Below are 13,985 nucleotides of genomic sequence, written 5' to 3' on the forward strand. Positions count from 1 at the left end.
ATGAGCGACTTAAAAGACAGTCTCGACGGCGTCGAGCGCCGCTCCCTGGCTGACTTCACCGAACACGCCTACCTCAACTATTCCATGTACGTGATCATGGACCGCGCCCTGCCGCACATCGGCGATGGCCTCAAGCCTGTGCAGCGGCGCATCGTCTACGCCATGAGCGAGCTGGGCCTGGACGCCGACTCCAAGCACAAGAAGTCGGCGCGTACCGTCGGCGACGTGCTGGGCAAGTTCCACCCCCACGGCGACTCGGCCTGTTACGAGGCGATGGTGCTGATGGCTCAGCCGTTCAGCTACCGCTACACCCTGGTCGACGGCCAGGGCAACTGGGGTGCGCCAGACGATCCCAAGTCGTTCGCCGCCATGCGCTACACCGAGGCGCGTCTGTCGCGTTATTCCGAAGTGCTGCTCAGCGAAGTCGGCCAGGGCACCGTCGACTGGGTGCCGAACTTCGACGGCACCTTGCAGGAGCCGTCGGTGCTGCCGGCGCGCCTGCCGAACATTCTGCTCAACGGCACCACCGGCATCGCCGTGGGAATGGCCACCGATGTGCCGCCGCATAACCTGCGTGAAGTCGCGACCGCCTGCGTTCGTCTTCTCGACGAGCCCAAGGCCAGCGTCGAGCAGTTGTGCGAGCACATCCAAGGGCCGGACTATCCCACCGAAGCCGAGATCGTCACCCCACGTGCCGACATCCTCAAGATGTACGAAACCGGCAAGGGCTCGATTCGCATGCGTGCGGTGTACCGCCTCGAGGACGGCGACATCGTCGTCACCGCCTTGCCGCACCAGGTCTCCGGGGCCAAGGTGCTGGAGCAGATCGCAGCGCAGATGCAGGCCAAGAAACTGCCGATGGTCGCCGACCTGCGCGATGAGTCGGACCACGAAAACCCCTGCCGAATCGTCATCATCCCGCGTTCCAATCGCGTCGATGCCGCCGAGCTGATGCAGCACCTGTTCGCCACCACCGACCTTGAAAGCAGCTACCGGGTCAACGTCAACATCATCGGCCTCGATGGCCGGCCGCAACTGAAGAACCTGCGCGCGCTGCTGGTCGAGTGGCTGCAATACCGCACCGACACCGTGCGCCGGCGTCTGCAGTTCCGCCTGGACAAGGTCGAAAAGCGCCTGCACTTGCTCGAAGGTTTGCTGACCGCGTTCCTCAACCTGGATGAAGTCATTCACATCATCCGCACCGAAGAACACCCCAAGCAGGCGCTGATCGCCCGCTTCGAGCTCAGTGAAATCCAGGCCGACTACATTCTCGAAACCCGTCTGCGCCAGTTGGCGCGGCTCGAAGAGATGAAAATTCGCGGCGAGCAGGACGAGCTGCTCAAGGAGCAGGCCAAGCTGCAAGGCCTGCTCGGCAGCGAAGCCAAGTTGCGCAAGCTGGTGCGCAGCGAACTGCTCAAGGATGCCGAGACCTATGGCGACGCGCGGCGCTCGCCGATCGTCGAGCGTGCCGAAGCCAAGGCGCTGTCGGAAAACGAACTGATGCCGGCCGAACCGGTCACCGTGGTGCTGTCCGAGAAGGGTTGGATTCGCTGCGCCAAGGGCCATGACATCGACGCCACGGGCCTGTCGTACAAGGCCGGCGATGGCTTCAAGGCCGCGGCGGCGGGGCGTTCGAATCAGTTCGCGGTACTCATCGACTCGACCGGGCGCAGTTATTCCCTGGCGGCCCATAGCCTGCCCTCGGCGCGCGGCCAGGGCGAACCGCTGACCGGCCGTCTGACGCCGCCACCGGGGGCAAGTTTCGACTGCGTGCTGCTGCCCGATGACGAGGCACTGTACGTCGTGGCCTCCGATGCCGGCTATGGCTTCGTGGTCAAGGGTGAAGACCTGCAGGCCAAGAACAAGGCAGGCAAGGGCCTGATCAGCCTGCCCAATGGTTCCAAGGTCATGGCGCCGCGGCCGGTCGCCGACCGCGCCAACGACTGGCTGGCCGCAGTGACCACCGAAGGCCGTCTGCTGGTGTTCCGTATCGCCGACCTGCCGCAGTTGGGCAAGGGCAAGGGCAACAAGATCATCGGCGTGCCCGGTGAGCGGGTCGCCAGCCGCGAAGAGTACGTCACCGACATTGCCGTGCTCGGTGCAGGCTCGACCCTGGTGTTGCATGCGGGCAAGCGTACCTTGTCGCTCAAGGCCGATGATCTGGAGCACTATAAGGGCGAACGCGGACGCCGTGGCAGCAAATTGCCACGTGGCTTCCAGCGGGTCGATGCACTGAAGGTGGATGTGCCGGGGTAATTTCCCGGTGCAATGGGGCTATTTCCTGATTGACGCCGCTTTAAAAGCTGGAGTCGGGCGCCCATTTCGCGGATGATAGTGCCCCCGCGGCGCCAGCCTGGCTGTGCGCCCGAGCGACTTTACCGAGTATCACTGCGGCCTGCCTGGTGCAGCCGCCTGGATGGGATGAATGAGATTTCCACGCCTTCCATTGACGTTGTTGATGACTGGCTTGTTGGCCCTGAGCGGATGCACCATGCATCAGCCGGTCGCCCTGTATCAGCTGGACAGTGGTCAACCCGGTCAGCCGTCGCAGGCTGCGGGTATGGCAGTGGTGGTCGGCCCGGTATCGGTGGCCGACTACCTGCAGCGTGAAACCTTCCTTCAGCGTCAGGCCGATGGCAGCCTGAGTGCCGCCACCGATGGTCGCTGGGCGGGCAGTTTGTCGGCAGACATCGACCAGTTGCTGGTGCGTCAGCTGGCCTGGCGCCTGGACAGCCAGCGCGTGGTGCTGGCTCCGGCCGGGGCCGGCTTCAGCCCGGACGTGCAGGTGCTGCTGTCGATTACCCGCCTGGATTCGGGCACCAAGCAGCCGGCCATTCTCGACGCCCAGTGGCGGGTACTCGACCGCCGTGGCCAGGTGCGTGACAACCGCATCGTCCACCTCGAGCAGCCACATGAAGGCAGTGAAAGCGCTCAGGTGCAGGCCCAGGGCCAACTGCTGCAAAAGCTCGCCGAGCAGCTCAGCACCGCCATCAAGCCGCTTGCCAACCAGCCCGCGCTGGCCCAGGAACCGGTGCCGAAGAAGTCCTCGACACCGGTTCAGGTCAGGAAGGAGCGCGAGAAATCGCGAATCCCCATGGCGGCGCCGATTCGCACCGACATGGAAGTCTATCGCTTCTGAGTCAGCGCCCATGAAAAAGCCCGCAGCGATGCGGGCTTTTTCATGGCTGGCGTTCGTTCAACTGCGGCGTTCGTGCATGCGTGCCAGCTGGCGCTCGAGCATCGACGGGTAGGGCTCGAGCAGGCGTTCGACACAGCAGGCACCTTCCGGGCTTGCGATTGGGCGAATGCGCGCGCGTTGGCGGATCAGGTCGTCGTCACCGATCAGGCGTTCGACCAGCAACAGGTTGCGGCTGTGCTGCGACAAGGCCAGCGCATCCTGGGCTTTTTCGGCCATCAGCAGATCGACCTGGTCGAGGCCGTACAGGTCGTCGTCCAGGGTCAGGCCCAGTTGCAGCTGCAGGGTGATGCCGCTGTCGGCCACCTCGATCTGCAAGGCATGACCCAGGGCGCGCAGCAGTTCGCCGCAGCAGATCGCGTTGGTCAGGTAATCGTCACCGCACTGGCGGCTGTGGAACAGCAGCAGGGCACTGCCATCGTTGAGCGAATGCAGCTCGCCTTCATACAGCGACACGGCCTGGTTCAGGCATTCGCGGTAGCGGTCGAGCAACTCGCTGAGGCGGGTGCGCGGCAGGCGCCGCAGTTGCTCTTGCGAGCCCAGTTGCACGGCAAGTACGGCACTGAATTGCGGCTCGCCGGATTCTTCCACTTCCACCGGCTGCGGTTCATCGTCGAGCAGCCCGGCAAACGCGGCATCGTCGTCCTCGGCATTCTGCGCAGAGGCCTTGGAGCGCTGGCTGGCCTCGGGAATCGCGGCGCGTTCGCGCAGGCTCAGCGGGGCGTCGCCCTCGTCTTCGAAGGCTTCGTCGTCGTAGTCGGCTTCCGGCTCAGGTTCCGGTTCCGGGGGCGGCGGCGGGGCGAGGCGGGCGTGCAGTTGGCGGGCCAGGTCACCGATTTCGTCCTGGCGGTCGGTGCCTGGGGTCAGATGGTGCGGGTCACGCAGCCATACCCGCAGTTGCAGCAGGGGCGTGGTGATGTAGCGGCCCAGGCGTAGGCTCAGGGTCAGCGCCAGGGCCAGCAGAATGGCGGCCATGATGCCCATGCTTTGCAGGCTGATCAGCATCGGCTGCTGAAACTGGCCCATGTCCAGGCTGATGCGCAGTTGCCCGGCGGTCACGTCCTGGAAGGTGATCTTGCTCTGGTACAGGCCTTCGGCCTCGCCCAGCAAGGTGTTCTTCGGCCGCTGTCCGGCTTCGGCGAGGATGCGGTTGTCGACGCTGTAGATCGCCGCGTGGGCCACCAGCGGGTTCTTCACCAGGTTACCCAGCAGCACGTTGAGGCTGAGGATGTCGTTGGCGACCAGCAGTTCGGTGGCCGAGCTTGCGGTCTGGATGGTCAGGCTCTGGCCAACCGCATCGGCCTGGTCGTGCATGGCCTGCTTGAACTGCAGACCCATCACGCAGGCGTAGATCACCAGCGCCAGTGCCACCATGAACACGGTGTGGCTGGCGATGCGCAGAACCAGGGGGACGCGACGTTGGCGCAGGGCGCGGAAGAGCATCACGAAGAAGTTGTCGGGTTTAACAGGCGTGGGCCGGATCACAGAGCGCGGCTCTTTATGGCAAAAAGTGTGCGGGGGAGTATAGCGACAGGTGTTTTGCCGGCAAAGTAGGCGATGTGCCCGGCGGTCATGGAAAATCGGTAGAATGCGCATTTTTCATCATTTCGGAGCCAGGTCTTGCGCGAAATCGTCCTGATCAACATCACCGGTGAAGACCGCCCAGGCCTCACCGCTGCCCTTACCGGCGTCCTGCTCCAGGGCGGTGTGAACATTCTCGACATCGGCCTTGCGGTGATGCACGGCACATTGTCGTTCGGCATCCTCGTCGATATCCCCGACAACGAAGTCGCCACCCAGCTGCTGCAAAGCGTGCAGAGCAAAGCCCACGAGTTGAACCTGCAGGCCCGCTACACGCCGATTTCCGAGGCCGACTACCAGCACTGGGCCGAGGGCCATGGCGACCAGCGCCATGTGGTCACGCTGCTCAGCCGGCAGATCACCCCCGAGCAACTGCAGCGCGCCAGTGCGGTGATTTCCCAGTACGGCATGACCATCGAGCGCATCGAACGCCTCTCGGCACGGGTGACCCTCGATGCACCGGTAGACAAAAGCCGCGCTGCGGTGGAGATCTCCGTGCGCGGTGAGCCGAGCGACGTGCAGGCGCTGCGTGCCGATTTCTTCGCCCTGTCGAGCGAGTTGAACGTCGATATCGCCTTCCAGAAAGACGACCTGTACCGCCGCAACCGGCGCCTGGCGGTGTTCGACATGGACTCCACGCTGATCGAGGCCGAGGTCATCGACGAGTTGGCCAAGGCCGCCGGAGTCGGTGAGCAGGTGGCGGCGATCACTGAGCGGGCCATGCGCGGCGAGCTCGATTTCCGCGCCAGCTTCACCGAGCGCATGGCGTTGCTCAAAGGCCTGGACGTCAGCGTGCTGGAAGAGATCGGCGCCTCGCTGCGCCTGACCGAAGGCGCCGAGAACCTGTTCGCCGAGCTCAAGCGCCTGGGCTACAAGACCGCCATTCTATCGGGCGGCTTCAGCTACTTCGCCAAGCAGGTGCAGGCGCGTCTGGGGATCGACTATGTGTTCGCCAACGAGCTGCAGGCGGTCGACGGCAAGCTGACCGGCGTTGCCGTCGAGCCGATCGTCGATGCGCAGCGCAAGGCTGAGCTGTTGCAGGAACTGGCGAGCAAGGAAGGTTTGCAGCTGGAGCAGACCATCGCCGTCGGCGACGGTGCCAACGACCTGCCGATGCTGGCCCTGGCCGGGTTGGGTGTGGCGTTCCGCGCCAAGCCGCTGGTGCGCCAGTCGGCCAAGCAGGCCATCTCTACCCTTGGGCTGGATGGCGTGCTGTACCTCTTGGGCCTGCGTGACCGCCAGACTCGCGCCTGATCGGCATTGCACCATGAAAAAGCCCCGCATCCGCGGGGCTTTTCACATCATGCGGAAAGGTCGTCCGCAACACCAGGCGCTACCGCCTGGGCAGGCATGGCCAGCAACTGGCCCATGCGCACGGCCGAACCCGCGCCGACATCGCCCCACTTCATCTGATCGGGGCCAAACAGCACCACTACCGTCGAACCCAGCTTGAAGCGACCCATCTCGGCGCCTTTTTCCAGGTGGATGGGTGCGCGGCTGGCTTCGTCGTAGCGCACGCTCTTGAGTTCGCGCTTGGGCGGGGTGACCAGACCGGCCCATACGGTTTCCACCGAGGCAACGATCATCGCGCCCACCAGCACCATGGCCATCGGCCCGCGCTCGGTGTCGAAGATGCACACCACGCGCTCGTTGCGGGCGAACAGCTCCGGGACGTTTTCCGCGGTGGTCTGGTTGACCGAGAACAGCTGACCGGGCACGTAGACCATCTCACGCAGGGTGCCGGCCAGCGGCATGTGCACGCGGTGGTAGTCCTTCGGCGAAAGGTACACGGTCGCGAACTCGCCGCCCATGAACGGTGCTGCCAGGGCCGGGTCACCGCCCAGCAGTTCCTGGGCGCTGAAGCTGTGACCTTTGGCCTGGAAGATGCGGCCGTGTTCGATCTGGCCGACCTGGCTCACGGCACCATCGGCCGGGCAGAGGATGGCACCTGGGGTGGTGTCGAGCGGGCGCGCATCGGCTTTCAGTGCGCGGGTGAAGAAGGCGTTGAAATGCTCGTAGGCGCTGAGGTCTTCGACCAGCGCCTCGGACATGTTCACCTGGTAGCGCTTGGCGAACCAGGCGGTGAAGGCGTTCTTGAACCAGCGCACCCGGCATTCGGCCACGCAGCCGGCCAGGCGCGAGAGCAGGTGATGGGGCAGCAGGTACTGGCTGAGGATGAACAAGCGGGATTTCATTGAGTTTCCTTAAACGTCTACAGGCGTGTCCGGGTGATTGCCCCATTCGCCCCAAGAGCCGGCATAGGCCTTGACCCGTGGATAACCGAGGGATTTGGCCACTAGGTAAGTGAAGCCGGAACGGCGATGACTCTGGCAATGGGTGATCACTTCCTTGTCGGGGGTGATGCCCAGGCCATGCAGCAGCTCGGCGATATCGGCGCGAATGCGCAGCTGATCATTGGCGTCGATGCCGGCGGTCCATTCCAGATTGATCGCACCGGGGATGTGTCCGCCGCGGGCGGCGAGCACTTTGCTGCCGTTGAATTCCTCGGGCGCTCGCGCGTCCCAGATCGCCAGGTCGGCGGCGCCCAGGCGGCTTTGCAGGTATTCGCGGGTGGCAGTGGGTTCAGTGTGCAACTGCAAGGTCACCGGGGTGTTGGCGGTGGCCGGCACCTCGGTGCTCAGGGCGTCGGCAGGCCAGGTCTGGATGCCGCCGTTGAGGTAGTGATAGTGACGATGACCGATGACGTCGAGCAGCCAGATGAAGCGCCCCGACCAGGCCCCGCCTTCGTCGTCGTAGACCACGTACACCGCATCGTCACGATGACCGAGTTCACTGAACAGTCGCTGCAGATCGGCCATCGACGGCAGCAGGCCCGGCGCTGGCGCCTGGCCCAGCTGGGTGCGTTTGCCGTCGATCCAGCGTGCGCCTGGGATGTGCCCGCTGGCGTAGCGATTGGCGCTGGTCAGATCGACCAGAATCAACTGCGGGCAATCCAGGCGCGGCAACAGGTCTGCGGCCTCGATGACCAGGGGCAAGCCGGAAAAGTCAGTCATCCACGGTCTCCGGGGAAAAAGAGCGGCCAGTCTAGGGGCTGTTCCCGTTTCAGCGCAAACGGCGTTATCGCGCCAGCCGAGACGAGCCCTTGGCGCAACGCGTCAGGCGCTGCGGTTGCCGAAGGTGGCCAGGGCGCGCTCGATGCACTGCGCCGTCTTGGCGAACGCCTGCACGCTGAGATCGCCCAGCGGACGACCGTTCTGGTCGGCCAGCAGCACCATCAGCACCTGGCCGTTGACCGCCAGCGAGCGGATCAACAGATGCTCGCTGCGCAGCAGGGCGCGCAGCGGGGCTGGCATCAACGCACTGAACTGGCGGTGGTTGTCGGGCGTCAGGCGCAATTGCGCGGCCTGGTTTAGCAGGCGTTCGAACAGGCGATTGCCGACGATGGGCAGGCTCAGCGCCATGGCCTCCTTGGGTAGTCCGGCGGTCTGCTGCACGCGCAGGCATTCGTTGAGGCGATCGACCGAGAGCAGCATCACCCGGCTGAAGCCGCAGGCAGTGAGGGCTTCGCGGGCCTGGGTGGAAAGGTGCACGGCATTGCTGAAGCGGCTGGGTTGCGCCAGCAGATCGCCGCACAGCTCACGCCAGCGCTCCAGTTCATCGGCGGCCGGCGGCGGTGGCGCCTGCATGTCGGGATGCTGGCGGCGTTGCTGCCATGGCCAGAGCAACGCTTCGGCCGGGTGGAACAGGCCGGCGCGGGCATGGCGCCGGGCGCTTTGCGCGGCCTGTTGGTGAACCTGGTTCTGCACATCTTCCAGCGAGGTTTGCAGGTACAGCGCAGTGAGCAGTTGCCAGCGCAGCAGGTGCGGGTTGTCCCAACCGACCTGCGCGGCCAGGGCCAGGTTGTTGGCCAGCAGCACGGTATTGGCCGGCTGGTTGAACCAGCGCCGCAGTCCGGCTTCGGCGTCCAGGCGGTGCTGTTGTTCCAGCGGGTCCTGGGCCCGGGCGATGCTCAGCACCTGGGCCAGCAGCTCGCGTTCTTCGAGCAGCAGGCGGTAGCCCTGGGTCACCCATTCCGGCAGACGCCAGTGCTCGGCGACGGCGCGGCACAGCTCCAGAATGCGCACGCCGAACAGCTCATGCTCGACCTCGGCGGCTACCTCACCCTTGTGAATCACCCGCAGTTCCCAGGCATCGAGCAGCGCAGGGTAGACCAGCGCCAGCGGCCATAGCGGGGAAAGAAACAGCAGGCTGCCCCAGTGGATTTCCTGCCACAGGCGCGCCAGGCGACTGGCGAACAGGCCACTGGCCTGCTGGCTGGCGTGCTGGCTGATCTGGATGAACTGGTTGAGCACCGGCGGCATGTCGTCCCTGGGCAGCGCGGGCAGGCGCCCGAGCAATTGCGCGCAGCGACCCAGGCCCAGGCGGTTGAGCGCCACCTCCAGGCTTTCAGCCGGCTCGGCCTGGCTGGCATTGGCCGAATGATTGGCCTCACGCATCACCGACAGCACCAGGGCGGGGCTGCCTTGCATCAGTTCGGCGATGTCACGCATCGAGCGGCGACTGTCGTTGATGGCCGACAGTACGCGGTCGTGACTGTCCTTGGGCACCGGTACACGGACGCCGTCGAGCAGCTTGACCCAGGCCTCTAGCGTCGAGGGAATCTGAGCGGGCACCTTGGTTTCACTTGGCATTTTGACATCAGTCCGAACTGGCTTTTCGCTAGGAGTGCCTATAGTCTGGCGCAGTTCTGCCGATAAGTAGAAGAAGAGTTTCAGAGCACCCCTCCCGGTCCTTGATCACATCCGCTAATGCGTTGAACTTATGGCTAAAATTATCGGCATCATCATCGTATTCGCCAGCGTGCTCGGCGGTTACGTGCTCTCCCATGGCAAGATCGCGGCACTGATTCAGCCATTCGAAGTGCTCATCATCGGTGGCGCTGCGCTGGGTGCATTCATTCAGGCCAACCCCGGCCACATGACCATGCATGTGTTCAAGAAGTCGCTGAAGATGTTCGGTTCGCGCTTCAACCACGCCTTCTATCTGGAAGTGCTCGGCCTGGTCTACGAGATCCTCAACAAGAGCCGCCGCGAAGGCATGATGGCCATCGAGGCGGACATCGAAGACCCCGCCGCCAGCCCGATATTCAGCAAATACCCGACCATCGTCGGCGACGCCGCGATGACGGCGTTCATCTGCGACTACCTGCGCATCATGTCCACCGGCAACATGGCGCCCCATGAGCTGGAGGGGCTGTTCGACATGGAACTGTTGAACATGAAGGAAGAACTCGAACACCCATCCCATGCCGTGACCGGTATCGCCGACGGCATGCCGGGCTTCGGTATCGTCGCGGCGGTACTGGGTATCGTGGTGACCATGGCCTCGCTGGGCGATGGCGACCAGGCGGCCATCGGCATGCACGTCGGTGCGGCGCTGGTGGGGACCTTCTTCGGTATTCTCGCCGCTTATGGCTTCTTCGGCCCGCTGGCCAACTGCCTCAAGCACGACGCCAAGGAAGAGCTCAACGTATATGAGGCGATCAAGGCCTCGCTGGTGGCATCGGCCTCCGGCATGCCGCCGTCGCTTGCGGTGGAGTTCGGTCGCAAGGTGCTCTACCCGGGGCACCGCCCAAGCTTCGCCGAGCTGGAACAAGCGGTGCGCGGTCGCTGAGTCATGGAGAACAACCAGCCCATCATCGTCAAGCGCGTCAAGCGCTTCGGCGACGGCCACCACGGCGGTGCCTGGAAAATCGCCTTCGCCGACTTCGCCACGGCGATGATGGCGTTCTTCCTGGTGTTGTGGCTGCTGTCCACCGCAACCCCGGAGCAGAAGATCGCCATTGCCGGCTATTTCCAGGACCCGATCGGCTTTGCCGAAAGCGGTACACCGTATGTCATCGACCTCGGCGGCACGCCGGAGATGGCCCCGGACAAGACCATCAACCCGGAAGAGAAATTCGAGACCACCCCGCAAGTCACCCCTGAAGTGAGCAAGGATCAGGTCGAGAGCATGGCCGAGCAGGTCGAGCGCGAGCGTCTGGAGTTGCTCTTGCAGGAGCTGCAGAACAAGGTCAACGAGAACCCTGAACTGCAGAAGTTCAAGGACCAGATTCTGTTCGAGATCACCCAGGATGGCCTGCGCATCCAGATCATGGATGCCGAGAACCGGCCCATGTTCGATCTGGGCAGCGCGCGCTTGCAGCCGTACTTCGAGGACATCCTGTTGGCCATGGCCGACACCATCAAGGCCGTGCCGAACAAGATCAGCGTCAGTGGCCACACCGACGCCAAGCCGTTCGCCGGTAGCGGCGGCTTCGGCAACTGGGAGTTGTCGGCCAACCGTGCCAACGCCGCGCGGCGGGCGCTGGTGGCCGGTGGCTACCCGGACGATCAAGTGGCGCGGGTGGTGGGCTACGCTTCATCGTCGTTGTTCGACCGCAAGGACCCGCTCAACCCGGTCAACCGGCGCATCGACATCGTCGTGCTGACCAAAAAGGCCCAGCGCGACATTGAAGGCGAGCAGGGCAGTCAGCAGAACCCTGCCGCGCCGGCTGAGCAGGCGCCGTCCGGCGGCGCTCCCCAAGGTGCCGCGCCTGCCGGCGGTACCGCGCCGAGCGGCGCAACGCCTGGGCCAGCCGAGCAGGTGCCGATGCAGCACCGCGAACTACGCCAGAAGCTGAACATCTTCGAGGACGGCACCCTGCGCATGGAAGACAGCCAGGAATAACCGGCAGCACGCATCACGAAAAACGCCCATGAGCGAGTCATGGGCGTTTTTTATGCGTGCTTCAAGCTGTTCGGCGGATCAGTAGCTGTCTTCCGGCAGGCTGGCGATGATCGACCGGTAGCTGTGCATGCGCTGCGGCTTGATGCGGCCATCTTCCAGGGCCATGAGCAGGGCGCAACCCGGTTCGCGGTCGTGCTTGCAGTCGCGGAAGCGGCAGGTGCCGAACAGGTCGCGGAACTCGATGAAGCCCTCTTCGACGTCGTGACGGCTGACGTGGACCAGGCCGAACTCGCGAATACCGGGGGAGTCGATCAGGTCGCCGCCGTTGGGGAAGTGGTACAGCCGCGCGGTGGTGGTGGTGTGGGTGCCTTGCCCGGACCACTCGGAGAGGTCGCCGACACGGGTCTGCGCCTGTGGCAGCAGGCTGTTGACCAGCGATGACTTGCCCACCCCGGACTGGCCGACGAACACGCTGATGTGCCCGGCGAGCATCGCCTGCAAACGCTGCATGCCGTCACCGTGGTGCGCCGAGACTTCCAGCAGCGGGTAGCCGAGGTCACGGTAGACCTCGAGCAAGGCGTTCAGCGCCGGTCCGTTGTCTTCGTCGATGAGGTCGGCCTTGTTCAGCAGCAGCAGCGGGCGAATGCCGGCATGCTCGGCTGCGACCAGGTAGCGGTCGATGAGGTTGGGGTGTGGCTCGGGCGCCGGGGCGAAGACGATGACGATAAGGTCGACGTTGGCAGCCACCGGTTTGAGCTGGCCGTGGTTGTTCGGCCGGCGCAGCTCGGTGCTGCGCGGCATCTGCGCGACGATCACGCCGATGCCCTGGTTGCCTGCGCGCCACACGACACGGTCGCCTGTGACCAGCGCCGGCAGGTTGGCCCGCAGGTGGCAGCGGAACACTTGCCCGGCGCTGTCGCCGTCCTGTGCTTCGACTTCCACTTGCACACCGAAGTGGGCGATGACCAGACCCAGCTGTTCCGGCCCCAGGTCGCCACCTTCCAGTTCCTTGAGCGTCTGTTGCTCGCGCTTGGCGGCGCGCGCGGCGCGTTCGCCCTGGATTTTTTCGATGCGCCAGTTTTGGCGGCGATTGAGCTGGCGTTTGGCCATGAACTTCCCGTGGTGGTGGCTGCTGGAAAACAGCCGGCAGTCTAGCACGGCCCGCAGGGCACGGCCTGTCTGGCGCGGCCCGGTGAGCTTTGGTGGCACGGGCGGCTAGGCTACTATGACGCATCATTCGAGGAGCGCTTATGTCCAACCCACAGAACCTGATCTGGATCGACCTGGAAATGACCGGTCTGGATCCGGATTCCGACGTCATCATCGAGATGGCCACCATCGTCACCGACAGCGAGCTCAACACCCTGGCCGAAGGCCCGGTGATCGCCATCCATCACAGCGATGAAGTGCTGGCGCGCATGGACGAGTGGAACACCCGCACCCACGGCAATTCCGGGCTGACCCAGCGCGTGCGCGACAGCCGCGTCAGCATGGCCGAGGCCGAGGCGCAGACCCTGGCCTTCCTCGAGCAATGGGTACCGCGCGGCAAGTCACCGATCTGCGGCAACAGCATCTGCCAGGACCGACGTTTCCTGTACCGCCACATGCCGGCACTGGAAGGCTACTTCCACTATCGCAACCTCGACGTTTCCACCCTCAAGGAGCTGGCCGCGCGCTGGGCACCGCATGTGCGCGACAGTTTCCAGAAAGGCGGCACGCACCTGGCGCTGGATGACATCCGCGAGTCGATCGCAGAACTGCGTCATTATCGCGAGCATTTCATCAAGGTCTGAAACCTGGCGGCAGCGATTGTCGCGCCGCCCCCTTCTGGTGCGCAGGCAGACTGGTTAGACTGCGCGCCTTTCGCGCCCCGGACCTGCCGCCATGCTGCTCATGCTCTACCTGATCGCCATCACCGCCGAAGCCATGACCGGCGCGCTGTCGGCCGGTCGCCGCGGCATGGACTGGTTCGGTGTGGTGCTGATCGCCTGCGTCACCGCACTCGGTGGCGGTTCGGTGCGCGACATGTTGCTCGGGCATTACCCGCTGACCTGGGTCAAGCACCCCGAATACCTGGTGCTGACCAGCCTGGCGGCGATCGTCACCATTGTCATTGCACCGCTGATGCGCCGCCTGCGCTCGCTGTTTCTGGTGCTCGACGCCTTGGGCCTGGTGGCCTTCACCTTGATTGGCTGCATGACTGCGCTGGAGATGGGCCACGGCATGCTGGTGGCCTCGATCAGTGGGGTGATCACCGGGGTGTTCGGCGGCATTCTGCGTGACATCTTCTGCAACGACATCCCCCTGGTATTTCGCCGCGAGCTATACGCCAGCGTGTCCTTCGCCGCGGCCTGGTTCTACCTGGGCTGTGTGTACTTCAAGTTGCCCGCCGAGCAAGGCATGTTGCTGACCCTGTTCGGTGGCTTCCTGCTGCGCCTGCTGGCGATCCGCTTTCATTGGGAAATGCCCAAGTTTCACTACAACGATCAGCAGTGAGGCGAGCTGCAAGTCGCGAGTG

The 13,985-nt window shown here is 64.5% G+C and carries 12 protein-coding genes; 7 read left to right on the plus strand and 5 right to left on the minus strand.

What is annotated here, in order from left to right; translation table 11 throughout:
- Positions 1-2,256 (plus strand): DNA topoisomerase IV subunit A, encoded by a 2,256-nt coding sequence (gene parC / locus H618_RS0110365; RefSeq protein WP_028695001.1) that lies wholly within the window; start codon positions 1-3, stop codon positions 2,254-2,256.
- 169 nt (positions 2,257-2,425) lie between these two features.
- Complete coding sequence (locus H618_RS0110370; protein WP_028695002.1) at positions 2,426-3,139, plus strand: PqiC family protein; 714 nt, start codon at positions 2,426-2,428, stop codon at positions 3,137-3,139.
- Between the two features lie 57 nt (positions 3,140-3,196).
- Here the strand turns inward: H618_RS0110370 and H618_RS0110375 are convergent, their stop codons facing one another.
- Positions 3,197-4,681, minus strand: coding sequence for a histidine kinase (locus H618_RS0110375; protein WP_028695003.1), 1,485 nt, complete (start codon positions 4,679-4,681; stop codon positions 3,197-3,199).
- A 135-nt stretch (positions 4,682-4,816) separates the two neighbouring features.
- On the opposite strand from H618_RS0110375, the gene serB reads away from it, so the two are divergent.
- Entirely contained in the window at positions 4,817-6,031 is a 1,215-nt protein-coding gene (gene serB / locus H618_RS0110380; RefSeq protein ID WP_028695004.1) for a phosphoserine phosphatase SerB, read from the plus strand.
- Positions 6,032-6,078: 47 nt separating this feature from the next.
- Here serB and asd read toward each other — a convergent pair whose 3' ends face one another.
- From asd to H618_RS0110395, 3 genes are all read right to left on the minus strand, one after another.
- Complete coding sequence (asd, locus tag H618_RS0110385) at positions 6,079-6,972, minus strand: archaetidylserine decarboxylase (RefSeq protein WP_028695005.1); 894 nt, start codon at positions 6,970-6,972, stop codon at positions 6,079-6,081.
- Positions 6,973-6,981: 9 nt separating this feature from the next.
- Positions 6,982-7,791, minus strand: a complete 810-nt coding sequence (locus H618_RS0110390) for a rhodanese-like domain-containing protein (RefSeq protein WP_028695006.1) — start codon at positions 7,789-7,791, stop codon at positions 6,982-6,984.
- 102 nt (positions 7,792-7,893) lie between these two features.
- Complete coding sequence (locus tag H618_RS0110395) at positions 7,894-9,429, minus strand: HDOD domain-containing protein (protein ID WP_028695007.1); 1,536 nt, start codon at positions 9,427-9,429, stop codon at positions 7,894-7,896.
- Between the two features lie 130 nt (positions 9,430-9,559).
- Here H618_RS0110395 and motA point away from each other — a divergent pair, with 130 nt between their 5' ends.
- Both motA and motB read left to right on the plus strand, forming a co-directional pair.
- A complete protein-coding gene (motA, locus tag H618_RS0110400; RefSeq protein ID WP_028695008.1) occupies positions 9,560-10,411 on the plus strand; it encodes a flagellar motor stator protein MotA in 852 nt (283 codons plus the stop codon).
- Between the two features lie 3 nt (positions 10,412-10,414).
- The gene (gene motB, locus H618_RS0110405; protein WP_028695009.1) at positions 10,415-11,467 is read left to right on the plus strand and encodes a flagellar motor protein MotB; all 1,053 of its coding nucleotides are present in this window, start codon (positions 10,415-10,417) and stop codon (positions 11,465-11,467) included.
- Positions 11,468-11,545: 78 nt separating this feature from the next.
- Here the strand turns inward: motB and rsgA are convergent, their stop codons facing one another.
- Positions 11,546-12,577, minus strand: coding sequence for a small ribosomal subunit biogenesis GTPase RsgA (gene rsgA / locus H618_RS0110410; protein ID WP_028695010.1), 1,032 nt, complete (start codon positions 12,575-12,577; stop codon positions 11,546-11,548).
- A 140-nt stretch (positions 12,578-12,717) separates the two neighbouring features.
- Here rsgA and orn point away from each other — a divergent pair, with 140 nt between their 5' ends.
- Both orn and H618_RS0110420 read left to right on the plus strand, forming a co-directional pair.
- Positions 12,718-13,260: an oligoribonuclease gene (orn, locus tag H618_RS0110415; protein ID WP_028695011.1), complete on the plus strand. Its 543-nt coding sequence runs from the start codon at positions 12,718-12,720 to the stop codon at positions 13,258-13,260.
- A 91-nt stretch (positions 13,261-13,351) separates the two neighbouring features.
- A complete protein-coding gene (locus H618_RS0110420) occupies positions 13,352-13,963 on the plus strand; it encodes a trimeric intracellular cation channel family protein (RefSeq protein ID WP_028695012.1) in 612 nt (203 codons plus the stop codon).
- Positions 13,964-13,985: the final 22 nt, after the last annotated feature.

Origin of the sequence: Pseudomonas cremoricolorata DSM 17059 = NBRC 16634 (assembly GCF_000425745.1) — a bacterium.
In the GTDB taxonomy this organism is placed as follows: Bacteria; Pseudomonadota; Gammaproteobacteria; order Pseudomonadales; family Pseudomonadaceae; genus Aquipseudomonas; species Aquipseudomonas cremoricolorata.